16 protein-coding genes are annotated in these 24,531 nt (G+C 65.5%); 2 read left to right on the top strand and 14 right to left on the bottom strand.

The annotated features are described in order from the left end of the window. Positions 1 to 22: 22 nt before the first annotated feature. The 4 genes from ACZLZY_RS22175 to amaB all read right to left on the bottom strand — a co-directional run bounded on the left by ACZLZY_RS22175 (position 23) and on the right by amaB (position 5,091). On the bottom strand, positions 23 to 904 hold the full coding sequence (locus ACZLZY_RS22175; RefSeq protein ID WP_472936234.1) for a glycine betaine ABC transporter substrate-binding protein: 882 nt from the start codon (positions 902 to 904) through the stop codon (positions 23 to 25). 457 nt (positions 905 to 1,361) lie between these two features. Continuing rightward, positions 1,362 to 2,210: an oxidoreductase gene (locus tag ACZLZY_RS22170; RefSeq protein ID WP_472936233.1), complete on the bottom strand. Its 849-nt coding sequence runs from the start codon at positions 2,208 to 2,210 to the stop codon at positions 1,362 to 1,364. A gap of 110 nt (positions 2,211 to 2,320) precedes the next feature. Beyond that, the gene (locus ACZLZY_RS22165; RefSeq protein WP_472936232.1) at positions 2,321 to 3,538 is read right to left on the bottom strand and encodes a pyridoxal phosphate-dependent aminotransferase; all 1,218 of its coding nucleotides are present in this window, start codon (positions 3,536 to 3,538) and stop codon (positions 2,321 to 2,323) included. Continuing rightward, positions 3,535 to 5,091: an L-piperidine-6-carboxylate dehydrogenase gene (gene amaB, locus ACZLZY_RS22160; protein ID WP_472936231.1), complete on the bottom strand. Its 1,557-nt coding sequence runs from the start codon at positions 5,089 to 5,091 to the stop codon at positions 3,535 to 3,537. The genes ACZLZY_RS22165 and amaB overlap by 4 nt, the downstream gene beginning before the upstream one ends. Positions 5,092 to 5,226: 135 nt before the next feature. On the opposite strand from amaB, the gene ACZLZY_RS22155 reads away from it, so the two are divergent. Next, positions 5,227 to 6,102 carry a LysR family transcriptional regulator gene (locus ACZLZY_RS22155; protein WP_472936230.1) on the top strand — a complete coding sequence of 292 codons (876 nt, stop codon included), beginning with the start codon at positions 5,227 to 5,229 and terminating at the stop codon, positions 6,100 to 6,102. On the opposite strand, the gene ACZLZY_RS22150 is transcribed toward ACZLZY_RS22155, so the two are convergent. The 8 genes from ACZLZY_RS22150 to ACZLZY_RS22115 form a co-directional block, all read right to left on the bottom strand. Then, the gene (locus tag ACZLZY_RS22150) at positions 6,080 to 9,094 is read right to left on the bottom strand and encodes an FAD-binding and (Fe-S)-binding domain-containing protein (protein ID WP_472936229.1); all 3,015 of its coding nucleotides are present in this window, start codon (positions 9,092 to 9,094) and stop codon (positions 6,080 to 6,082) included. The two genes, ACZLZY_RS22155 and ACZLZY_RS22150, sit on opposite strands and share 23 nt — an antisense overlap. A 4-nt stretch (positions 9,095 to 9,098) precedes the next feature. Further along, positions 9,099 to 10,493 (bottom strand): 2-oxoadipate dioxygenase/decarboxylase HglS, encoded by a 1,395-nt coding sequence (hglS, locus tag ACZLZY_RS22145; RefSeq protein WP_472936228.1) that lies wholly within the window; start codon positions 10,491 to 10,493, stop codon positions 9,099 to 9,101. Positions 10,494 to 10,782: 289 nt separating this feature from the next. Next, positions 10,783 to 11,625 (bottom strand): IclR family transcriptional regulator, encoded by an 843-nt coding sequence (locus tag ACZLZY_RS22140; protein ID WP_472936227.1) that lies wholly within the window; start codon positions 11,623 to 11,625, stop codon positions 10,783 to 10,785. Between the two features lie 102 nt (positions 11,626 to 11,727). After that, complete coding sequence (locus ACZLZY_RS22135; RefSeq protein WP_472936226.1) at positions 11,728 to 13,299, bottom strand: AMP-binding protein; 1,572 nt, start codon at positions 13,297 to 13,299, stop codon at positions 11,728 to 11,730. 3 nt (positions 13,300 to 13,302) lie between these two features. Further along, positions 13,303 to 15,105: an ABC transporter permease subunit gene (locus ACZLZY_RS22130; protein ID WP_472936225.1), complete on the bottom strand. Its 1,803-nt coding sequence runs from the start codon at positions 15,103 to 15,105 to the stop codon at positions 13,303 to 13,305. A 4-nt stretch (positions 15,106 to 15,109) separates the two neighbouring features. After that, the gene (locus ACZLZY_RS22125; protein WP_472936224.1) at positions 15,110 to 16,255 is read right to left on the bottom strand and encodes an ABC transporter ATP-binding protein; all 1,146 of its coding nucleotides are present in this window, start codon (positions 16,253 to 16,255) and stop codon (positions 15,110 to 15,112) included. A gap of 43 nt (positions 16,256 to 16,298) precedes the next feature. Then, entirely contained in the window at positions 16,299 to 17,078 is a 780-nt protein-coding gene (locus tag ACZLZY_RS22120) for an enoyl-CoA hydratase/isomerase family protein (RefSeq protein WP_472936223.1), read from the bottom strand. 60 nt (positions 17,079 to 17,138) lie between these two features. Further along, positions 17,139 to 18,233 carry an ABC transporter substrate-binding protein gene (locus tag ACZLZY_RS22115; RefSeq protein WP_472936222.1) on the bottom strand — a complete coding sequence of 365 codons (1,095 nt, stop codon included), beginning with the start codon at positions 18,231 to 18,233 and terminating at the stop codon, positions 17,139 to 17,141. A gap of 235 nt (positions 18,234 to 18,468) precedes the next feature. Between ACZLZY_RS22115 and ACZLZY_RS22110 the strand changes: the two genes are divergently transcribed. Next, a complete protein-coding gene (locus ACZLZY_RS22110) occupies positions 18,469 to 20,004 on the top strand; it encodes an AMP-binding protein (protein ID WP_472936221.1) in 1,536 nt (511 codons plus the stop codon). A gap of 336 nt (positions 20,005 to 20,340) precedes the next feature. Here ACZLZY_RS22110 and ACZLZY_RS22105 read toward each other — a convergent pair whose 3' ends face one another. Together ACZLZY_RS22105 and ACZLZY_RS22100 are read right to left on the bottom strand one after the other, a co-directional pair. Continuing rightward, a complete protein-coding gene (locus ACZLZY_RS22105) occupies positions 20,341 to 22,542 on the bottom strand; it encodes a bifunctional diguanylate cyclase/phosphodiesterase (RefSeq protein ID WP_472936220.1) in 2,202 nt (733 codons plus the stop codon). Between the two features lie 798 nt (positions 22,543 to 23,340). After that, a complete protein-coding gene (locus ACZLZY_RS22100; RefSeq protein WP_472936219.1) occupies positions 23,341 to 24,117 on the bottom strand; it encodes a GNAT family N-acetyltransferase in 777 nt (258 codons plus the stop codon). Positions 24,118 to 24,531: the final 414 nt, after the last annotated feature.

Raw genomic sequence — 24,531 nt, 5'->3', positions numbered from 1 at the left:
GGACTATCCGGCCGGCGCATAGCTAGAGGCCGTTCGCCTCGAGGAAAGCCGCGGCGACGTCGGCCGGCTCCTCCTTGTCGCGATCGACGCGGGCGTTCAGCTCGCGCACATTGTCGGTGGTCAGCAGCGGGCTGATCTTGTTCAGCACTTCGGCAATCTTCGGATTGGCGGCGAGCGCATCCTGCCGCACGACGGGAACGAGGAAGTAGGGCGGGAAGAGCTTCTTGTCGTCGTCGAGCACGGCAAGCTTTCCGTCGGCGATCTGCCAGTCGGTGGCGAAGCCGTAGCCGACATCGATGTCCTTGTTCTCCAGCGCCTTGTAGCGGATGCCGAGCTTGGCGAAGATGCGGAAATCCTTGAACTCGATGCCGTAGACCCGCTTCAGGCCCGGCAGGCCGTCGGCCCGGTCGCCGAAACCGCCCTCGGCGCCGAAGCTCAGCTCCTTCGAGGCGGGACCGAGATCCGAAAGCGTCTTCAGCTTGTACTTCTCGGCGGTCTCGGGGAGCGTCAGGATGGCATAGCCATTGTTGATCTTGGTCGGGTCCAGCAGGGTCAGCTTCAGGTTCTTCTCGTAGAAGTCCTTGACCTGGTTGTAGATCGTCGTCTCGTCACCCTGGAGGTCGCCCTTCACAACGGCCGCCAGCGCGGTCCCGGTATATTCCGGGTAGAGGTCGATCTCGCCGTTCACCAGCGCCGAATGCGCGATCAGCGTGGCGCCAAGGTTCAGCCGGCGCTCGACCTCGATGCCGGCCTTCTCCAGCGCCAGCGCATAGATCTCGGCCACCACGAACTGCTCGGTGAAGTTCTTGCTGCCGACCTTGACCGGCGCGGCGATGGCGTTTCCTGCAACCGCCAGCGAGAAGGCGGCGGCGAGGCCGGCAAACAGCAGTGATCTGAGCTTCATGTCTCGACTTTCGTAGAATGCGCGACGGCGATGGCCAGTGGCAGAGTAGGGGATCGAGAGCGAGGTTTCTCGCACCTCGGTTCCTTATTCGGTGCGCTGAGGGAAATGGAATGCTCCCAAGGCTTGATCCGCTGGGTGTCGCCTCGCTAGAGCAGCCGGGTCGGTATGCCGGACGGCTGGTCGTCGCCTCAACTCGTCGCCGACCATTTCTGCTCTGGCCAGCGGCACACGCGCGCCTGATCAGATCCGGTGAAGGCGCTTCGGTGCGGGGCCTACACCGTGCTGCCTGTCACCGCCAACCCGGTCCTTGCGTCTTTTGGGAGATCACAAACCCGGCTGCACGCTTTCCATCGAGACGGGCGGGAACAGCTCACCGGTGGCTGCGCGGGCGCCGGTTCTGAAGCGCGGGCGGCCGAAACGGGTGGCGCTAAGAAGGCAGCCTCCGGGCTCCCTGCCGTCACCCCTTCTTCTGATGCTCGGGATAGTCTGCGCCGAGCGTCGTGTCCTTCCACGCGTCGAAGTTCGCCCGCATCGTGTCGAGCTTCTTGTAGGCGAGCTCCAGCGCGGGCGCGCCGAGGAGAAGCCGAAGCGGCGGCTCGGCGGACTCGACGGCTGCGATGATCGCCTCGGCACCGCGGACGGGGTCGCCGACCTGGTTGCCGGAGCGCTCCCTCGTATGCGTCCGCCGGACGCCGGCCGTCTCGTCGTAGTCGGCGATCCGGGTCGGCGACTCGACGATCGAGCGGCCGGCCCAGTCTGTGCGGAACGGTCCGGGCTCGACCAGGGTCACGTGAATGCCGAGCGGGGCAGTCTCCACCGCAAGGGACTCGGACAGTCCCTCCACCGCGAACTTGGTCGCATGATAATATCCCGTCGCCGCGAAGCCGACGAGGCCGCCGATCGAGGAGAAGTTCACGATGTGACCGCTGCGCCGGGCGCGCATTCCGGGGAGCACTGCCTTGATGAGGTCGATCAGTCCGAAGACGTTGGTCTCGAACTGCTGTCGCACCTGGTCGTCCTGGCCTTCCTCGATGGCCGAGACGTAGCCGTAGCCGGCATTGTTGACGAGAACGTCGATCCGCCCGAAACGCGCCTCGGCCGCCTGCACGGCCGCCTCGACCATCGCCTGGTCGGTGACGTCCAGCGCGAGGGCCAGAACCTTGTCCTCGTGTCCCTCGACGAGGTCCTGAATTTTGCCGATGTCGCGCGCGGTCGCAACGACCTGGTGCCCGCGCGCGACGGCTGCTTTCGTCAGTTCCCGGCCAAAGCCCGTCGAACAGCCCGTGATGAACCATACCTTCGACATCGCGATCGCCTTCCGTCTTCTTATCAAGGAAGCGGAGCTAGGGCGTTCGCGCCGTTCGGTAACCGGTCGACGGCGAGAATGGCGGAGCAGCGGCAGACGGCGGCGCGAAGCTACCCGAGCGCGGAGCAGGCCGTTGCGATGCGGGCGCAGGCCTCCCGCAGCTCCGCCTCGGACGTTGCGTAGGAGATGCGGAAGTATGGGGCGAGGCCGAAACAGGATCCCGGCACCACGGCAACCTTTGCCTCGTCCATGAGGTAGCGGCCGAAATCGGTGTCGCTCTCGATGCGCTCGCCTTTCGGCGTCGTCTTGCCGATCATCCCGGCACAGCTGGCGAGGGTGTAGAAGGCCCCCTCCGGCTTCCGGCAGGTGATGCCCTCGATGGCGTTCAGCGCTGCTACGACGAGATCGCGGCGCTTCTGGAAGTCCTGCGCCCGCTCGAGGACGATGTCCTGTGGGCCGGTCAGCGCCTCGACCGCCGCCGCCTGGCTGATCGAGGAGGGGCAGGAGGTCGACTGGCTCTGGATCACCGCCATCGCCTTGATGAGCGGCTCGGGCCCTGCGCCATAGCCGATCCGCCAGCCGGTCATCGCGTAGGCCTTGGAGACGCCGTTGACGGTGAGGGTCCGATCGCGGAGCCGCGGCTCGACGGCGGCAAGGGTCGCGAAGGCAAAACCGTCGTAGACGATGTGCTCGTACATGTCATCGGACATCGCCCAGACGTGGGGATGGCGCAACAGGACGTCGGCGAGGCCCTGGAGGTGGTCGGCTCCATAGGCGGCACCCGAGGGATTGGACGGCGAATTGAGGAGCAGCCACCGCGTCTTCGGGGTGATCGCCGCCTCGAGCGCTTCGGGCGTCAGCCGGAAGCCGTCGGTCTCCTGGCACGGCAGCACCACCGGGACGCCGCCGGCGATCGCGACGATGTCGGCATAGCTTGTCCAGAACGGCGCGGGGATGATGACCTCGTCGTCGGCGTCGAGCGTCGCCATGAAGGCGTTGTAGAGAATCTGCTTGGCGCCGGTGCCGCAGGTAATTTCGGACAGCGCGTAGTCGAGGCTGTTGTCGCGCTGGAATTTCAAGCGGACCGCGGCTTTCAGCTGGGGCGAGCCGTCGAGGGCGGTGTATTTGGTCTGGCCATCCCGCATCGCGCGGACCGCCGCTTCCTTGATGTGCTCGGGCGTATCGAAGTCCGGCTCGCCCGCGCCGAGGATGATCATCGGCTCGCCGGCGCGCTGACGCGCGCCGGCCTCGGCAGTGATCTTCAGGATCTCGGAGACGCCGATCGCGCCGATCCGGCTTGCCGGACGAAAGCCTGACGCGGTGCTCATGCGGTAGCCGAGCCCGTATCGTCGTCACCGCCGATGTCGAAGGTGACGCCCTGCGCCAGCGGCATCCGGTAGCCGTAGTTGATGGCGTTCGTCTGACGGCGCATATAGGCCTTCCAGGCGTCCGATCCGCTTTCGCGGCCGCCGCCGGTCTCCTTCTCGCCGCCGAAAGCCCCGCCGATCTCGGCCCCGGATGGGCCCATGTTGACGTTGGCAATGCCGCAATCGGCGCCGACGGCCGACAGGAAGCGATCTGCCTCGCGCATGTCGGTGGTGAAGATCGACGCGGAGAGGCCCTGCGGCACGCCGTTCTGCAGCGCGATCGCCTCTTCGAGGCTGCGGTACTTCACGACGTAGAGGATGGGCGCGAAGGTTTCGTCGAGCATCGGGCCGGTCTGCGCAGGCATTTCGACGAGGGCGGGACGCACGTAGAACGCCTCGGGGGCAAGGCCCTCGGTGACCCGTCCGCCTTCATGCACGGCGCCGCCGGCGGCGCGCGCTGCCTCCAGCGCCTTCTCCATGCCCCGGAAGCTGGCCTCCTCGAACAGCGGTCCAACCAGCACGTCGCCCTCGAGTGGATTGCCGATCGAGACGGTCGAGTAGACCTTCTTCAGGCGCGAGACGAGGGTGTCGTAAATGCTCTCGTGGACGATCAGGCGGCGCAGCGACGTGCAGCGCTGGCCCGCCGTGCCGACCGCGCCGAAAGCGATGGCGCGCAGAGCGAGGTCGAGGTCGGCGGAGGGCGCGACGATGGTCGCGTTGTTGCCGCCGAGCTCCAGGATAGCACGGCCGAAACGGGCGGCGACCCGCTGCCCGACGATGCGGCCCATGGCGGTCGAACCGGTAGCGGAGAGAACCGGCACGCGGCCGTCATCCACAAGCGCGCCGCCGACATCGCGGCCGCCGATCATGAGAACGCTGAGGTGCTCGGGCGCCTCCTCGAAGCCGGCGATGACGCGCTGGGTCAACGCCTGGACCGCGAGCGCCGTCAGCGGCGTCTTTTCCGAGGGCTTCCAGACCACGGCATCGCCGCAGACGAACGCGAGCGCGGCGTTCCAGCTCCAGACCGCGACCGGGAAGTTGAAGGCCGAGATGACGCCGACGACGCCGGCCGGATGCCACTGCTCCTGCAGCCGGTGGTCGGGCCGCTCGGAGCCCATGGTCAGGCCGTAGAGCTGGCGCGACAGGCCGACGGCGAAGTCGCAGATGTCGATCATCTCCTGGACCTCGCCGAGGCCCTCGGACGGGACCTTGCCGACCTCGATGGTGACGAGGCGTCCGAGATCGTCCTTGGCCGCCCGCAGCGCCTCGCCCAGCAGACGGACGAACTCGCCACGCCGCGGCGCGGGGACAGTGCGCCACTGCAGGAACGCGTCATGCGCCTTCGCGACGAGGTCCGAAGCCTCCGCCGGGGTGGTGTCGCGGATCTCGGCCACGGTCTCGCCGGTGAGGGGCGAGCGAACCGCCCGCGTGCCGCCCTTGTGCCGCGTCAGATCGACACCCAGCGTGTTCAGGAGGCCGGCGACTTCGTCGGCGAGGCGCTGCGGATGAGCCATGTGTTCGTCCTTGCACAGTTGACATGTTCGGACTGCCGGTATCTCCCGTTGGCTCTCGGGCTGCAAGGGACGCTCTGTTGTACCCCCATGCCAATTTGGAATGGCGAGGTATGAATGGGTCTTTCGCGCAGTCTGATGCCGTCCCTCCAAGAGCTGACGACGTTTGAGGCGGCGGCTCGCCATGGCAATTTCACCATGGCCGCCGATGAGCTGGCCCTGACCCAGAGCGCCGTCAGCAAGCAGGTTCGTCAGCTCGAAGAGACCCTCGGGGTGGTCCTGTTCGACCGCACCAAGGGGCGCGTGACACTGACGCGGCTCGGCGAGCGCTACATGCGGTCGGCGCGGCGCATTCTGCGGGAATACGAGACCGAGACGCATTCGATCATCGCGGCGGCCGGCAGCGAGTCCGCGCTTCGGCTGGCGGTGCTGCCGACCTTCGCCTCGCGGTGGCTGATCCCCCGCCTGCCCGAGTTTCTGGCTGAACATCCTGACGTCACCGTCATGGTGTCGACCGAACCCGAGCCCTTCGACTTTTCCGAAAAGGTGGTGGACGTCGCGATCCACTATGGCGCGCCGAACTGGCCGCATGGCGAGACGGTCTATCTCTGCCATGAAAGCATCGTGGCGGTCTCCAGCCCTGCCTATGTCGAGGCGCGGGGCCTTCGAAAGGCCGGCGATCTCGCGGGGGCGACGCTGCTGCAGCAGGCGTCGCGGCCCAGCCTCTGGCAGGAGTGGTTTCATGCATGCGGGGCGGACCATCCCCATCCCTACCGTGGCCCGCTGTTCGACCAGTTCGCGATGACCAGCCAGGCGGCAGCGGCGGGGATGGGCGTGGCGCTCGTGCCGACGTTCCTCATCGAGCAGGAGCTCGCCAGTGGCCAGCTCGTGGCGCTCGAAGAGCCCGCCTACAAAGGCAATGGCGCCTATTACGTGGTGACCCCGCTCCAGGTGCAGCATGCGCCGCTGGTGGCGGCGTTCGTCACGTGGATCAGGCAGGAGGCCGGGCGCTGAGCCTTGCGAGGTCGGCGCCTGTCGCGGCCGATGCCTGATTTTCGCTTTCAAGCGCCTGCAGCAGGATTTCGACGGGATGGGGTGGCCGCCGTCCCGTCAGGCGATGGGTCTGGCAGCGACAGGAAAAGCCGCTCGCCGCCACCGATCCTTCCGGCAGGCTGTCCAGCGGCGCGCGCCAACTCATGTCGAAGAGCTTTTCCGACATCGCGGCATGCTCGCGCTCATGGCCGAACAGTCCCGACATCCCGCAACAGCCCGTCCGCGCCACTGTGAGGCGATGGCCGAAGGCGGCGAAGACAGTTTCCCAGCGCCCGGCCGCCTGCGGCATCGCGGTCTTCTCGGTACAGTGGAGAAACAGGCTGAAGCTGCGGGGTGCCGACGCCCGCCGAACGGACAGGCTGTTCTTGTCGAGCGCGCGGGCCAGGAACTCGTCCAGCGTCACCACCGGCAGATCGATCGCTTTCTCCTTTGGGTTCCGGTATTCGGAACGGCCCATCAGCGTCGTCACCGCGTCGAGGCCGACGACGGCAACGCCCGTTGCGGCAAGGCTTGCCTGGAGCGCGCGGGCGCGGTTTGCCGTCGACGCGAACCGCGGGAGGAAGCCGAGGACGTGCAGCGCCTTGCCGTTCGGCAGAAGCGGCGCGACGTGGACGGCGTAGCCCAGCTGCTGCAGCAGGCGCTGCGCCGCCAGCGGCACCGCGGTGTCGAAGGCGGAGGTGAAGGTATCGGGCAGGAGGATGACCGTGCGGGCCTTTTCCGTGTCGGGCAGCGCCGACAGCGCCGCGGTGTCGATGCGGCCTGTCCGGAAAGGCGTGCTGGAAAAGGCCGGCAGGTCGACGAGCCCGATGGCCTTCAGCGCGCTGCGTCCTGGCCGGGACGAGGCCAGGGCATTGGCGAGCCATGGCCAGCGCATTGCCAGCGGCGCCACGTGCTCCAGGCTGGCGGTGAGATGGTCGCGCAAGGCGCGCCGGTGGGTGCGGTGGAAGACTTCGAGGAAGCGCGACTTCATCGAGGGGATGTCGACCTGAACCGGACACTGGGTCACGCAGGCCTTGCAGGAAAGGCAGGTGGAGAGGGAGGCATGCACGGCCTGCTCGATCTCGGAAAGGCCGGGATCGGACGATCCGTCCCCGGCCAGACTGCGCCGTCTCGCCCACTCGCGCAGCAGCGTCGCCCGGCCTTTCGGGGACTGCGTCCGGTCGCGCGTCGCCTTGAAGGAGGGGCACATCGCCTCGTCCGCATCCCAGCTGAAGCAGACACCGTTGCCGTTGCAGGCAAGCGCGCGCTCGTAGCCATCGGCATGTTCAGGCCGGATTGTCGCGTCGACGGCGCCGCGCAGCGGCACGGTGTCGATTGTTTGCACCGGGACCCCGCCAAGGCTCGTCGTCAGCTTGCCGGGGTTGAGGATGTTCTCTGGATCGAACGCCGTCTTGATCCGGCAGAGTTCCGCATAGAGCACCGGCCCGAAGAAGAACGGCGAGTATTCGCCGCGGTACCCGCGCCCATGCTCCCCCCAGAGGAGGCCGCCATAGTCGCGGGTGAGACGCGCAACCTCGTCGGAGATCGGCCGGACCAGCCCCGCATCGTCGGGGTCCTTCATGTCGAGGAGCGGCCGCACATGCAGGCAGCCGACGTCGGCATGCCCGTACATGCCGTAGGCCAGGCCGTGCCGGTCGAGGAGAGCCCGGAAGGCGCGCACGAAGTCCGGCAGTCTGTCGGGCGGCACGGCCGCATCTTCGACGAAAGCCGTGCCTTGCCGGCGTCCGGGCACCTTGCCGAGAAGACCAACCGACTTTTCGCGCAAGGTCCAGAGCTGTGCGATGAGGCCGGGATCGGCGATCAGCTTCCAGTCGACGACGGAGGGCTCCAACGCTTGCGCCAGCACCGCCTCGAGCGCTGCCAGCTGCGATGCGATGGCCGCCTCGCTCTCGCCGACGAACTCGACGAAGTTCATGCCCTTCACGTCGTCGTCGCGATCGCCGCCGAGCACCTGGCCGATGCCGGCCCAGACGATGTCCTGGCGGGCCAGCGCGATGACGTTCTCGTCCAGGAATTCCACCGCCAGCGGATCGGCCTCGAGAAGCCGCCCGACGTCGGACAGCGCCGCGTCGACGCTCGCATAGCGGATGACGGTAAGGGCGCGGTGCGCAGGCTTCGGCAGCACCCGCAGCGTGACGGACTTGGTCAGCGCCAGCGTTCCCTCCGACCCCGCCAGCAAGCGGTGGAGCGAGAAGTTGCCGTCAGCATCCAGCGTCCGCTGCAAATTGTAGCCGGTCAGCCCCCGGTTCATGCGCGGAAAGATCCGGGCGATTTCGTCCGCCTGCTCGGTCACGACGCGGCGAACCTCGGCGCAGGCGCGGCCAACAAGGCTGTCTTCCCCGCAGAGGGCATCGAGCCGAGCGGGCGACAGCGGCTCGACCCGGAAGTCCGATCCATCCGCCAGCACGACGTCCATCGCCTCGATATAATCCGACGTCCGGCCATAGATCCGCGAGCCCTTGCCGGAGGCGTCCGTCGCAACCATTCCGCCGATGGTCGCGCGCGTCGCCGTCGACACCGTCGGCGGAAAGAACAGGCCGTGCGCGCCAAGGAAGCGGTTCAGCTGGTCGAGGACGACGCCTGGCTCCACGGTCACCGTGAGGCCGGCCGCGTCGAGCGACAGGATGCGCGTCAAATGGCGCGACGTGTCGATGACGATCCCCGTCGTCAACGACTGCCCGTTCGTGCCGGTGCCGCCGCCGCGCGCGGTCAGCGGCAGTGGGCCGCCTTCGGCGCGGGCCGCCAGCGCAACGGCGAGGTTCAAATCGTCCCCCGTCCGCGGAAACAGGACCGCGGCGGGCAGGACCTGGTAGATGCTGTTGTCGGTGGCCGAGACGAGACGGCTGGCGGTATCTCGGCCGACCTCGCCGGCAAACCCCTGCTGCTGCAGGCGCGTGAGGTAGAGGTCGACCGGCGCTGCGTCCGGTCGCGCGCGAAGGGCGGGTGCGTTCATCGCGTCACGCGCGGATTTTCTGATCCAGGCTGGCAAGCGCGCTGTTCCGGGAACGGGCTTCCATCTCGGCATAGAGCGTGGTCTCGTCGGCGACCGCTGCGCCGAGGTCGTCGATGAAGGCGGCCCGGTTGGCCTGCGCTGCAAAATTGCGCTGGGACTCATCGCCGAGATTGGACTGGAAGATGCCAGCGGCGCTCACCGGCAGGAAATCCTCGTAGGTGATCGGCTCTGCCGCGAGGAAGCCCTCGGCGATCAGCGTTTCGGTGTCGCGATCTCTCGGGACACCCGGCTTGCCGGTGGGGAGGTAGCGGAAGAAGGCGAGCTCCTCGCGGCGCAGCGTCCCCTCGTCGTCGGGGAAAGCCTCGAAGGCCCGGGAAAGAGCCAGCATGTAGTCGGCGGCATTGCTGCCGTCACCCTTGACCTGCACCGCATCGCGGACCTCGGCAAGCAGGCGATCATAGAGGTCGCGGCCTTTCGGCGTCAGGGCGATGCCGCGCTGCTCGACCTCGCCGAAGCGGGCGGTGTGGGTTCCCTGCGCGAGGCTCGCGTCGTCGCCTGCCGTGAAGGCGACCGGCTCTTCCAGGGCCTTGAAGCTCGTCTGCCGCAGGAGGATCGGCACGCGCCGGGGCGGAGGGCCCTCGATCACGGCTTTTGGCGAGATGCCGTGCGCCGGCATGCGATCCTGCACGGCGTCGATGTCGAGGGTTCGCGGCGTCAGATGGTTGATATGCGGCCCCTTGAAGCAGACGACATCTGCCAGCAGCGGGTGCGCGGCCCGCAGTCGCTGGTAGACGTCGACGGGGACCGTGGCCTCGCTGTGCCAGCGGAAGGTTTCGAGCGCCTCCACCACGAACTGTTCGGCTTCCTCTGTGGTCAGGCCGCCCTTCGCCTCGGCAGTGTCGATGAGGCCGAGGCAGCCCGGGGTGAAGATCCGACGCTCCGCCAGGATGGCCGCGGCTTCGGCCCGCAGGGCTTCGTCCTTGATCAGGTCGAGGCGAAGCAGCGAGGTGAAGACCCGGAAGGGATTGCGGCGCAGCGACTCCGCTTCCACCGGACGGAAGGCCGTGGAGTGCACCGGCACGCCCGCCACGGAAAGGTCGTAGTAGCCGACGGGGACCATGCCCATGACGGCGAACAGGCGCCGCATGGTCGAGAGTTCCTGAGGCGTGCCGAGGCGGATGGCACCATGCCGCTCGAGATCGAGACGCTCGACCTCGCCATTGTCGACAAGCCGCTGGTCGAGGACGCGGTCGGCGTGCCGCGTGTCGGTGTTGACCGCCGCCACGAGCGTCATCAGCGTGCCGTACTGCGGGACCTCCGTCCGGTACATATCCGACATGGCCTTCGAAAACCGGATGCGGATATCGTCGGCGGACGTGAAACGGGAAAGCGTTGGCATGGGAAGATACTCCGGTCCTCGATCACATGCAGTCTAGGACGGAAGGCAGCTCGGTTTGAGCGACGACTGTTCATCAGCCCATTCCAATCTGGAATGATAACGCCCGTTGATCGGAGACGAATCTCAGAACGCCTTTAGGCGGCCGCCGGTGGGTGAGCGGATTTCCGCAGCGGTTGCGCTGCCCTGATCTCGGCCAGAGACGACCAGCACGGGAACCAAGATCGGCCGCAAAGCGGCATCGTTCCACGCCGCCGCCGCTGGTCCGTCTCTTACAACTCGACGCCGCCCGTCAGTCCGCCTTGTATCCATTCGCCTTGGAGACCGCGGCGGCCGCTTCCATGACCAGCGGCGCCAGCTTCTTGCGGGCTGCATCGCGCGAGAAGCGGGACGACAGCGTCGACAGGTTGATGGCCGCGATCGGCTTGCGGGTGAAATCGTAGACGGGCGCGGAGATCGATAGGCTTCCCTGGTCGAAATTCTTCTCCGTGACGGCAAAGCCCTGCCCAGAGACTTTGCGCAGGAAATCCAGGAGGCCGGCCTCGTCCTTGAATTTCATCCGCTCACGGATGTCGGCATCGGCGCGCTCCCACATCGCTGCAGCGGCCTGCAGGGATGTGTCGGCGAGAATGACCTGGCCGGACGACGATGATATCGCGGGAAACCGCGTCCCGACCGGCAAGTTCACCGACGCGACATGCGTGCAAGGCACGTTGCCGATGATGACGATGTCGTCTCCATCCAGTTCGACCCAGGACACCGTCTCGTGCGTGCTCTCGCCCAGCCGGGAGAGAAAAGGCGCGGCGCTTTCAAGGGCGGCGTTCGTGGACAGAAGGCTCTGGGCGAAGGTGAGGACCTTCGTTGCCAGCCGGTACTGGCGCGTCACCGGGTTCTTCTGGAGATAGCCGAGGGCTTCGAGCGTGTAGACGAACCGCTGCGCAGCGCTCCGTCCCATGCCGGTCGCCGTGGTGATATCGGACAGAGTGAGGTGGCGTGCCCGGCCGTTGAAGGTCTCGAGAACCAGGAGCGCCTTGGCGACGGAGGCGACAAACAGGCGCTCGTCGACGCCGTCGGCGCTCAACGATTTGGACGGTGGGCGTCCTTCCTTCACGGCGCTCGGTGTATCCGCTGTCATGTCCGAACTTGCATCCATTCCGTCTTCTGCCTTTGTCGGTCGCATCACCAGAGGGCCGGGCGCGACATCCCGTCAATGCCCCTCTTCTTTGCCAGCTCTCTGTCAACTCTTTGCCGGCGCTTCCGCTCGGCGGATCGGCTCATCGGCCGGCTGGAACAGTCCGGCGAACTGCTCCTTCAGCGTCGTCCGCTGGATCTTCCCCAGCACATTGCGGGGCATCTGATCGACGATGGTGATCGCCTTCGGCACTTTGTATCCGGCGATCTGGGTTTTCAGATCCTGCAGCATGCGAGACGTGTCGACACGTGCGGCAGAATCCGACAATTGGACGACCCCCACGACCGCCTCGCCAAAATCGGGATGCGGAACACCGATCACCGCCGATTCAGCGATGTTTTCGAGGCGGTTGATCGCGAGTTCCACTTCTTTTGGATAGACGTTCAGTCCGCCGGTGATGATGAGGTCCGCGCCCCGGCCCAGAACCGTCAAATGCCCACGCTGGTCGAGACTGCCGAAATCGCCCGAGATGAACCAGCCATCCTCGGAGAAAGACTCCCGCGTCTTCTCGGGCGCGTTGAGATAGCCGAGGAAGGGGAAGGGCTGCCGGATCTCGATCGAGCCGACCTTTCCGGCGTCCACCGGCTGCCCCGCGCTGTCGACGATCCGCACCGTCGAGCCGGGAAGCGCCCGGCCGGAAGAGTTCGGCGCGCGGCTTTCGCCTGCCGCATGGCTCGTCACGATCAGCGCTTCCGTCGAGCCATAGCGGTCGAGCAGCTGATGCCCCGTCACGCGCTCGAAGTCGCGGAACAGGTCCGGCCGCATCGGGGCGGATCCGGTGATGAAAAGCCGCAGCCCGCCGAAAGACGCAGCGTCGAAGCCCGGATGCGCGAGGAGCCGGGAGTAATAGGTCGGGACGCCCGCAAAGATTGTCGCGGCCGGGAGTTTTGCGATGACGCTTTCGGCCTCGAACTTCGGCAGCAGGATGATCGACCCGCCGCCGGCGATCATCGGCGTCGTCGTGCCGAACAATCCATAGGCCGTGGGGTTGGCGTGGAGGATCCTGTCGTCGGGGGTGATTCCCCAGCTTTCGGCCAGCGCCAGGGCATTCCAGATCACCAGCCCGTTCGGGAGAAGCGCACCCTTCGGCTTGCCGGTCGTCCCCGAGGTATAGACGAGCGCGTTCGGCTCTTCGCCAAGGCCGCTTTCGGTTTCGAAATTCGCCGGCAGCGAAAGGCTGCCGTCGGTGAGGGAACCCTCACCAAACCGGTCGAGGGTGAGGAAACGCCGGCCGGCACGGACCATCGTCGGACCGTGCGCGGGATCGCAGACGGTCATCCGGGGCGCGGCATCCGTCAGGACATAGTCGATCTCGACCGGCGTCAGGCCGATGTGGATGGGGAGATAGACGGCGCCGAGACGGGAGACGGCGAGGTAAAGCAGGATCGCCTCCTGGGACTTGTCTAGCACCCCGGCGACGATGTCGCCTTTGGCGACGCCGCCATCGCGAAGCCGCCGCGCCATGCGCGCCGTCGCCGGGGCGACGTCGCCATAGCGGACGATCCGGCCATCCGCCCCTTCCACGAAAACCCGTCGCCCGTCCTCTGGAAAGCAGGCCTCGAGCGCCCGAAAGACGTTGTCGTCGGCCCGGCCGACGCTGGCTGCGGCATTCTCCATCGCTCACATCCCCCGGTTGATGGCGGAGCGGGAGCGCAGCCATTCCGCCAGCAACACGATGACGACGATCAGGCCGAGCGTGATCGTCGAGACCGCCGCCATCTCGGGGCTGACCTGCATGGTTGCGGCGTCCCACATTTCCTTCGGCAGCGTCGCGGTCAGGCCCGCCGTCACGAACAGGGCGAGGGTCAGGTCGTCGAAGGAGGTAACGAAGCCGAACAGGAAGGCGGCGACGATTCCGCCCTGGATCAGCGGCAGCTGGATCTTGCGGAACGTCGTCCAGCGGCTGGCGCCGAGGGTCCATGCCGCATGGTTCAGCCGGTAGTCGTAGCCCTTCAGCAGCGCCATGACGGTGACGACGACATAGGGGAGGGCGAGCGCCGTGTGGGCCAGCGTCAGGGCGAAGGACGAACCGACGAGACCCAGCGGCGCGAAGAGGTAGAACAGTCCGACCGCGAGGATCACCCGTGGCACCATCATCGGCGTGATCAGGAGGATCAGCCAGAACGGCCGCCAGCGCATGTTGCCGGAGCCGAGCGCCAGGGCCGCGGCGACGCCGAACACCGTCGCCAGCGCCGCCGCCCCCAGGCCGACGATCGTCGAGCGGATTGCGGCCGGCAACCACAGCGGCGATTCCCAGACGCGGAGATACCACTGGCTGGAGAACAGCTGCGGCGGCCAGCTGAGGAACGACTGCTTGGTGAAGGAGACCGGGATCACGAAGAGGATCGGCAGCACCAGGAAGCAGAGGACGAGGATGGCGGTCGCCCAGATCAGGACGGCGCTCATCTTGCGCCGAGGACGATCGGCCAGAGTGGGCCGGAGGCGCAGGAAGAGCCGCTCCACACGCTCGCCGGCGGAGGCGATGAAGCCGAGAAGGCTTCGGGAAAAACGGCCCGTGCCCTTCGCCTTGATCTGCGCGTCGCCCGACAGCGTGCTCAGCCCGACCAGCCGGTCGAACAGGATGAAGAAGGCGATCGTCGTCGCGAGAAGCATGACCGACAGGGCCGCCGCAAATCCCCAGTTCAATCCTTCCTGGACCTCGCGGATGATGATGCGGGTGATCACCGCCTCGCCTCGGCCGCCGAGGAGGCTCGGCGTGATGAAGAAGCCGAGCGCCGTGACGAAGACGAGGATGCCGCCCGCGGCGATGCCCGGCATCGACAGCGGGAAATAGACCCGCCAGAACGATTGCGAGGCGCCGGCTCCCATGGTGGCGGCCGCGCTCATGACGTTGCGGTCGATCTTGGCGAGGACGGGCGCTGCGGCCAGGATGAAGAGCGGCAGGAGCGCGTGCACCATGCCGATCAGCGCGCCGGTATAGTTGTAGATCATCGTCGCCGGCACGTCGGTGATCCCGAGCGAGACCAGCGCCTCGTTGATCGCCCCTTGCCGCCCCAGGAGAACCATCCAGGCGAAACTGCGCACAAGAAAGCTCGTCCAGAACGGCAGCATGACGAGAATGATCAGCTTCTGCCGCGCCGAGGCGCCGCTGGAGACGAGGAGATAGGCAACGGGGTAGCCGCCGATCACGCTGATCAGCGTTGTCCAGAAGCTGAGCTTAAAGGTGATCCAGAGCGACTGGAGATAGATTGGCGAGGAAAAGAGCTTCTCGTAGTTCTCGCTGGTGAAGGCGCCGGTGCCATCCTTCAGGCTGAGCCAGAGGATCTGGCCGACGGGATAGAAGAACAGCGCGAAGAGAAACAGGATGGCCGGTGTCAGGAGAACGAGCCAGGTCCGGTTGTCCTTCCAGAAACTCGATGGGGCCATTTCGGCGGACGCCATGGGCGGTTGCGCAAGGCTCATCGCGTCACTCCTTCCCGGGGAAGGTCAGGGCGGCCGATACCGGCCAATGAAGGCTCTGCGACGTCCCCGGCGTTGCCGCCTGCTCCGGCGCGCCGGTGAGATAGCTCGACGCCAGGACGCCGATCCCGGGCACGTCGACATAGACGCGCGAAAAGCCGCCCGCGAGAATGGAATCGCTGACGGTGCCCGACACCTCGTTCGCGTCGCTGCCGGGGGCCGCCGGTCCGAGCACCGTCCGCTCGGGACGGATCATCACCCGGATGTGCTTCTTCCCCGCGCAGGAGGGGCTGAGCACCGCCTTGATGGTCTTGCCACCAGCGATTGACAGGATTGTGCGCTCGCCGTCGCGTCCCGCCACTTCGGCGTCGATGAAGTTGGAGCTGCCGAGAAAATCGGCGGTGAATTCGGTCTTCGGGGCAAAGTACAGCTCGTCCGGACTGCCGAGGTGCTCGATCCGGCCGTCTTTCATCAGGCAGATGCGATCCGACATCGTCATCGCCTCGTCCTGGTCGTGCGTGACGTAAAGCAATGTCGTCCCGGTCGCGCGGTGAATGCGCTTGATCTCCAGCTGCATTTCCTCGCGCAGCTTGCGATCGAGCGCGCCCAGCGGCTCGTCCATCAGGATGATTGACGGCTTGTAGACGAGGCAGCGTGCGAGCGCGATGCGCTGCTGCTGGCCGCCGGACAGCGCCCGCGGCAGCCGGTCGCTGACGTGCGACAGCCGGATCATCTCCAGCGCGGAGCCGACCGCCGCCTTGATCTCGGTCTCCGAATGCTTGCGCATGCGCAAGGGGAAGGCGACGTTTTCGAAGACGCTGAGGTGGGGAAACAGGGCGTAGCTCTGGAACACCATGCCGATGTCGCGGTCCTGGACCGGCAGATAGGTCGACAGTTTTCCGTTGATCCAGAGGGCGCCCGAGGTCGGGGTGATCAAGCCTGCAGTCATCATCAGGAAGGTGGTCTTGCCCGATCCCGAGGGGCCGAGAAGACTGAGGAACTCCCCCTCGCGAACGGTGATCGACATCTCGTCGAGGGCGACGACCGGGCCGTAGGACTTGCTCAGTCCCTCTGCCTTCAGTTTCGCCGGCAGCGCGCCGTCCGTCCGGAGCGGACTGTTGGTCGCCGGGGTATCAAGGGCCACTACGCTCATTTCGGTTTCCTCCGCCTGATCGGTTGATCGACTGATCTCCGACCTACTGTCCGGTAAATCGCGGCTTGCGCTTCTCGGCGAAGGCGCGGGCGCCTTCGCGGTAGTCATTGCTGCGATCGGCCAGCTGCGAGAGCCGCTCGATTTCAGGAATGATGCTGTTGAAATCCCCCGCCATCGCGGCGTCGCAGGCGAGCTTGGCCGCAGCGATCGAGATCGGGGCGTTATCGATCATCGGCGCGAGGAAGCGGCGGGCGGCTTCGACCACGTCGCCCTCCTCGACGGCGGCGACAAGGCCGCAAGCGGCGGCCGCCTGCGCATCGATCAGCGCGCCGGTATAAAGCATGTGCCGCGCCGCACTCAGCCCCGCGGCGGCAATCAGCAGCCGGGTGCTGTCGGCGGGATAGACGAGACCGAGCTTGGCCGGCGGGACGCCGAACCGCGCCGTCGGGTCGCCGATGCGGAAATCAGCCCGCAAGGCGAGGGTGCAGCCGCCGCCGACACACGGACCCGAGACGGCGGCGATGACGGGAACGCGGATCTCTGAGATCGCCGCGTAACAGGCCATGATGTCGTCCCAGTAGCGCAATCGCGCCGCGGGATCGTCGCGGACGCTGGCGAAGGCCAGGATGTCGTCGCCGGCACAGAACGCCCCACCGGCACCGGTCAGGATCACGCCCCGGACGCCGGCCTCACCGCCGAGCTGACGGAAGGTGGTGCCGAGATCGCGCCAGGCCGCGTGATCGAGGGCATTGCGGCGACGCGGTCGGTCGATGACGACGACGGGGACCGCCGGGTCAGTACGATCGAGGACGATATCCGACATGGCGATCTCGCTTCGGTGTGAGGCTCGAGGAAGCGCGGTGGCGCGGCGCGGCCGCCTTGTTCAGGACAGCAGCCAGGCGTCGAAGCGATCCTCGAGCGCTGCCCGGTTTTCCGCCCAATAGGCCGCATTGACCGGAATGAGCTGCTTCAGGATCTCGGGATTGGTCGGCAAGGAGGCGGCGAGCTCCGGCGGTATCAACTCGATCGCTTTGGGATGAACCGGCCCGACGGCCATCTTCGGCGTCCACGCGGCCAGCCGCTCCGGCTGGACCGAGAACTTGATGAACTCGCGGCAGAGATCGGCTTTCGGCGTTCCCTTGAGGACGCCCCAGCCGGCGGTGTTGTAGTAGCCATCCTTCCACGAGATCTTGACCGGCGCGCCGCCGGCGATGGCCGGCTGGATGCGCTGCGTCCAGGTCGCCACCATGTCGACCTCGCCGCTGGCGATGACCTGCGTCGACTGCGGGCTGTTCTCCCACCAGACCGCGATCGCTGATTTCACCGTATCGAGCTTGCGAAGGGCGCGGTCGACATCCAGTGGATACAGCTGGTCGCGCGGCACGCCGTCGGCCAGGAGCGCGGTTTCCAGCGTATCGAGCGCCGTGCGCCGCAGCGAGCGACGGCCCGGAAACTCCTCGAGATTGTAGAAGTCCGCCCAGCTCGCCGGCGCCTTGCGCCCCTCGAAGGCATCCTCGCGATAGCCCATCACGTTCGGGAAGAGGTAGAGTGGCACGAAGAGCGGGTTGCGCATCTCCGCCGGGATCGCCGCGACGTTGGAGTCCCCGTCGAGGTTGAGCGTCTCGAGGTATTGCGGGCCCAGCACCAAGGTCGACAGCACGGCGAATTCCGCCATGTCCCAGCTGTAGTTCTTCGTGTCGACCATCCCCTTGATCATGTTGATCGGGGCCTGGCCGGATGTGACCTGGACGGCTTCGATACCCGTTTCCTGTGTGAACGGGCGAAGGATGAACTCGTCATAGGCCTTGGCGAGGTCGCCGCCGCTGCCGCGCAGGACGATGCGGCGGTCTTCCGCATGTGCCCGTCGCATCACCATCGGCACTGCCAGCAGCGCCGCGCCGGCGGCTCCCGCCGTGATCAGGGTTCTGCGGGACAGGATCGGCCCCGCACCCGCAACTGCATTCTTCGACTTCTGCATGGTTCGCTCCGTGGCCGTGTTGCGGGGGTTTCGCTGCCGCAAGGAAGGGCAGGTCCGTATAATTGCATATCAATTATGATTATTACATTGCAGTTTCGGCAGACTGTCAATGCCCGTATGCACGTTTTCTACCCACCAATAATGTTTGACACACTTCTGCGCAATAATTACAGTTCGATCGTAGTAATTGAATACCAATTTAAATTGCTATGATACGCAGACCCGAAGGATCAGCATGACAAACGCCGCCGACACGACACTGCGGTCCCTCTGGGACACCCGCGCTGCCACGACGCCCGATCATGTCTATTGCCGGTTCAACGACGAGAACTGGACGGTCGGTGCCCTCAACGCGCGGATCAATCGACTAGCGAACGCATTGCTGGACAGCGGTCTTGCGCCGGGCGACAGGGTCGCCGTGATGCTGCCAAGCCATCCCGACCACATCGTCGCGATCTTTGCCTTGGCCAAGGTCGGGCTGATCCGGATCCCGGTGAACACGCACCTGAAGGGGGCTGCGCTGGATTTCGTGTTCCGCCAGTTCGAGCCCAAGGCCTTCATCGCGGACATCGCCTACAGCGAGGTGTTGGCGCCGATCGTGAAGGACGCTCTGGTGTCCCAGGCCATCTGGCGGGGAACCGAAGGCGCGGACTCGTTTGAGGGACTGATTGCGGCATCGCACGATGCCGCTCCGACCCATCGGCCGCATACCGACGACATCATCGCGATCACGCCGAGTTCCGGCACCACGGGGGAGCCGAAGGGTGTCCTCAAGACTGACCGGAGCCTTCGGGCCGGACCGCTCGGCACCATTGTCCTCACTGGGATGAAGCGCGGCGACGTGTTTCTCCTGTGGGAACCCTTGCATCACGGCGCCGGGGTGGCCGTCCTCATCGCCGCGATCATGGAGCCGATCACCCTCGCGCTGGTCGAGAAGTTCAGCGCCTCGCGTTTTTGGGACCAGGTGCGCCGGTACGACGTCACCCATATTCATTATCTCGGCGGGGTCCTTCCCATCCTCCTGAAGCAGCCGGAAAGCGCGTCCGATCGGGACCACAAGGTGCGCATCGCCTGGGGCGGCGGTTGTCCCGTCGAGGTCTGGAAAGCGTTCGAGGATCGTTTCGGGGTGGTGCTCCGCGAAGGCTACGGCCTGTCCGAGATGACCACCTTCGTGACCGTCAACCCGGAAGGCCGCCTCGGCTCCTGCGGGCGCGCCCTTCCGATCTATGAGACCCGGCTCGTCGACGACGATGGCAAGGACGTTGCGGTCGGCGATGCCGGGGAGATCATCGTCAAGCCGCTGGCCGAAGGCCTCGCCTTTCGCGGCTATTACCGAAACGAGGCGGCAGCCGCAGCGCTGGTGAAGGACGGCTGGTTCCAGACCGGGGACCTCGCGCGCAGCGATGCCGACGGTTTCCTCTTCTTTGCCGGCCGCAAGAAGGACAGCGTCCGCCGACGGGGCGTCAACATCTCCGCCTGGGAGGTCGAGCGCGTCGTCCTCACCCATGACGACATCGCAGAATGCGCCTTGATTGGCGTGCCGAGTGAGGTCGGCGACGACGACCTCAAGCTCTTCGTGCGCTTGGCGCCCGGCGCTTCGATCGAGGCCTCGGCCCTTGCCAAATGGTGCGAACCAAAGCTGCCCTACTTCCAGATCCCGAGATACATCGAGTTCATCGACGAGTTTCCGAAGACCCCGACCGAGCGCATCCGGAAGGCAGGTCTGTCCCGGACCGTCGACCGGGCCTTCGATGCCGAGGCCGCCAAATAGGAAGAAGGAGGTCGGCTCAGTGTCGGACGACGGCTTGGCCTGAGTCAGGGTCGAACGAGCCCACCTCGATCAAGGCGCAACCGGTCTCAGCGGAAATAAGTCGGCGGCGGCGGGCGTCACCGACAAGGCTTGTGACAATCCCAACCGCGGGTGCCGTCGACCCACGCAGTGAAAAAAAAGCCGTCGCGCCAGATCCTTCTCTCCGTGGGTCGAAGGCGGCGCTCCGTCGGTGCCAACGGCAGACGGGCGTTGCTGACGACAGTGGCTTCGTGTGGGGGACGCACCAACCAGGCGAAAGCCTCTGTCCCACCGAAGTTTCCACCGTTCAGTCCTGACCTAGGAAATCGGCAGAGCCAGACCGTTTCCCGGCAGATCCACGGCCCTTGTCCCGTCGTTGAAGGATGTGACGAAAGGCTCCACGTCGGCGGCGGGGAGGGCGCGCGCGAAAAAATAGCCTTGCATGAAATCGCACCCCAAAGCCTGCATCGTCGACGCTTCGAAGCTCGTCTCAATCCCTTCCGCCACGACGTCCATGCCCATGGCGCGGCCGAGCTGCACGACCGAGCGGATGATGGTCTGTGCCGACTTCGTCCGCGACAGGCCGGTCACGAAGGAACGGTCGATCTTCAATTTGTCGAAGCGGAAGTCGATCAGGTATTTCAGGCTGGAGAAGCCGGTCCCGAAATCATCCAGCGCGATCAGAAAACCCATCTCGCGAATCTTCTCCAGCGTCGAATGGGTGTTCCTCGACGGATCAAGGAGCAGGCCCTCGGTAATCTCGAAGGTGATCCGGCCCGCCTCGACCTTCGTCTCCCGCAAAAGGTCCGACAGCATCAGCGGCAGATCGACGTGGCGGAACTGCGCCGGCGAAAGGTTGATGGCGACCTCGAGGTCGGGCCAGAGGGCGGCTTTGCGGATCGCCTCCCGCAGGACCCAGTCGCCGAGCGGCAGCATCAGGCCGCTCTCTTCGGCGATCGGAATGAAGACGGACGGCGGCACGGCGCCCATGGTGGGATGGGTCCAGCGAAGCAAGGCCTCGACGCCGGTCACCTTGTTGCGGCGCGCCGATATGACCGGCTGAAAGAACAGGGCGAGCTCGTCGTTCTCCAGCGCGTTGCGCAGATCGATCTCGATCTGGCGGCTTTCTTCCAGCTTGAGCGCCATCTCTCGGTCGAAGAAAACGGTCTGGTTCCGCCCTTGCTTCTTGGCGACATAGAGGGCGATGTCGGCATGGCGCATCAGCTCGCCCGCGGATGTCCCGTGGTGCGGAAATTCCGCCAGCCCGAGCGAAGCGGTGACGTTAATTGGCATCCCGTCGACGACGAAGGGCGTACAGAACGCCTTCGACACCATGGCCCCGAGCCGTCCCCCCTCGTCGGGCCCGTTTCTGCGATGCAGGATGGCGAACTCGTCGCCGCCGAAGCGGGCCACCAGGCAGTCCGGGTCGAAGCCGCCGCGCAGGCGCAAGCCGACCTGCTTGATCAGATCGTCGCCGGCGTGATGGCCCATCGTGTCGTTGATGTCCTTAAAGCGATCGATGTCGAGATAGCCGACGATCAGACCTTCCGGTCGAGTGGCTCCGGCTGCCGCGCTCGCCACCGCGTGGTTGACCTCCGCGATGAACATCGGCCGGTTCGGCAGACCCGAGAGCGCGTCGTGCGCCGCTTCGTGCCGCGCCCGCGCTTCGTTTCCGGCAAGCTCCGACGATGCCGACGTCAGGCGCCTCAGCATCTTTGCCGACAGGAACCACATGCCGATCACCCCGATAAGAAGGAGCGGCAGAACGACCGTCAGAAGCGGCTGTCCCGGCTGGCTCGTCGTCCACGTCAGATAGTCGCCGCTCTGGCCGTCATCGGTTTCGAACGGCTCCGAGACGACATCGCCGCCGGACTGGTCGCGCGCGGTAAAGTGGAGCTTGGGAATGAGCAGGGAGCCGCCGACCGCGTCGATGAAGTCGGCGTCGATCTGGTTCACGGTTACCAGCAGAAAGGGATTGCCGCGGAGCAGCGACAGGTCGACGTTTGGAACGATGGTGATCGACGCGATGATCGTCGGCTTTCCGTCGATGAGCGTGATCTTGGCGCTCCATCTTGCCGACTGAAGCGCCCCTTTCAGGAACTTGTACCGGCCCTGCTTGGCGGAGAAGGCGGCCGTCCGGTCGATGCCGGATGCGGTGGCGCGCCCGCGGGCGACGTCGACGATGTCCTTCAGGTCACCGCGGCGCTTCAGATAGAGTGCGGGATTGGCACGCTCGCTGTCGCGAAAGGCGTAGATCGGCTCGTCGCGATCATTGAGGATATAGACCTCGTCGTGACCGAAAGTTTCGGTGAAATAATAGCCGAAATTGGCGTCGGCGAAGGCGAGATTGAATGTGTTGGAGATGTTCGTGACGGCGTCGTCCCACCAGGCGATCGTCTTCTGCTGCTCAAGCGTGCGCTCGACGCTCTGTGTCAGCGCGTTTTCGATCCGCATCCGTTCGGCATGGAGTTCGGCGCTGTTCGATCGCAGGCCGATGAAAATGACCAGCGCGATCAGCATGAAACCGGAAACCGCGATGGCTGCTCCGATGCCCAGAGTGAGGCTCCGAAGGGGGCAATGGGGCGTGGCGCCGTTTCTGTCCGGTAATAAGTGCATCGACGCCTCGGATTTGTAAGCAAGTTAACTGATAGGGGCTAATCAGATGTAAACCGCTGATCTCTATCGTGCCTCGGCGAAAAGCGGCTGCCCCTCCAGCGGCGTCTTCTCGGCCGCTCGTTTCGTTCGGGCCTGTGCAGGATCATAGAGCGGTGTCGTCTGCAGTTGAGGGATCGGGTGGGCTCGGATGGCCGGGCATTTCTCGCGAGCTCAGATCTACGCTCTGACGCGGACCGGGATCGTCGCGGCCGTTTGGCGCAGTTAGTCCGATTCCCGTCGAGGTCCGGAGCCGTGCGAAGCCGAGCTCGGTGCAGGCCGCGGGTTGATGATGTGCCCATTGTTGCAGGCCAAACATCTCGACGTCTTGGTGTTTTATGTCGAACCGCGCGCAACACGCCGGGGCGAGGCCGGCAGTGGGAATGGCAAGAACGGCTTCACCTTGCAGGCGCTTCGCGACCTTGCCAACACCGGCGGCCTTTGCCGACGAACGCTTGTCGATTTTCGCGCTGTTGCGGCCCTACAGCGCTGGAAACGGACGCTGCGGGCCTGCGCTGTGGAAGAGGCGCGTCCTCCAGGGAAGCACGGACGAGCTTGCAACCCTCATCCAGAAGGGAGCGCCGTGCCCGCCGGTTCTTCAAGACACCGGAAGACGCCTCTGCGTTCACTGACGGTTGCCGCTTTGTCTGCCGAAACCTCAGAGGGTCAGAGAGCGTAGCCGACCCAGACGTTCGGTTCTTGATAAAGACCGGTCTGGCGTTCGAGATCGACCTCGATGGGGGCGAGGGCCCCTTTCAGCACATAGGATGCAGAGGCATCGAAGCGGTGGCCGATCCAGGCCTCCCAGAAGGAGACGTGTTCTTCGACCACCATCGACCTCTCGCAGGCCCCGATAATCCTGGCGCCTTGGGCGACATGGCTGCGCAGCCAGGGATCGAAGACCTCGCCTTTGTCGTTTGTCCAAGCCGCATAGTCGGTCATCGGCACATGCGGATGCTGCCATTTGATCGAGGGGCGGACGGGTACGACGAGCGCATCATATCCCCGTTTGATCGCCATCGCCTTCAGTTCACGGATCATGCGCTGCGCATATCCCTTGCCCCGGTGTTCGGTCGGCACCGATACCGCGAGGGCGCCGAGGACGTTCACGGGCCCGACGGATTTGCGGGACCCGGTCTCGACGAGCCAGTCCCAGCCTTCCTGCGGTAAATCCTGAAGGTCGCCGGCGTAATGGAACGGAACGCAATTGGCTAAAGCCACGGGCTCATCGCCAGTCTCATCGACGAGACACAGCTGCAAGTCCGCATGATCGTCCAGAATGTCGGCGTAAAATTCCCGGTGCGCCCGCGTGTGGCTGAGAAACCCGAAAGGCTCCCAAATCACATCTTCGAGCCGAATGGCCGCTTCGGTCAGCCCCGGACTACTGGCCCGCGAGCGCACCACGAGATTATCCACGACCACGCCCTGCTCCAGCCCTGCCATCGTATTTAATGCAAAGCTTACCTGCCTTTCTGCAGATTCGCATCAGGAACGAGCGTTTGTCGCGGGCTGAAGTGTCGATGGCGGTTGAACGCCTGCAAGGGAAGGGTGCCTGCTTTCCGTGACCATAGGGCTGACTGTTCGAGTTTTCGAAGCGTTACCGGCTTCTGCTCGATGAGGCGCTCGGCGTCGTATCCGTCACGCGGCCTTCATCCAAAACTGCAAGATAATTGAGACCGCCTTTCCGGGAGCGAATGAGGAAAAGAACCGGTCGCATCAGGGAAGGGTGTCGCGGGTGAGCGTGCCGCATATGTTCGGAACACCTCAAACGCAGGGGTTTGCGCCCTGCTGAGACGAATTTTTCCGATCTGCGTGACGGAATGACGGGAACCCTGTTGACAGTCTGCGCGGGCATAT

Source organism: Mesocryomonas lacus, from assembly GCF_055730135.2.
Note: the sequence above shows the minus strand (reverse complement) of the source record. Positions and strands in the feature narration are given on the sequence as shown.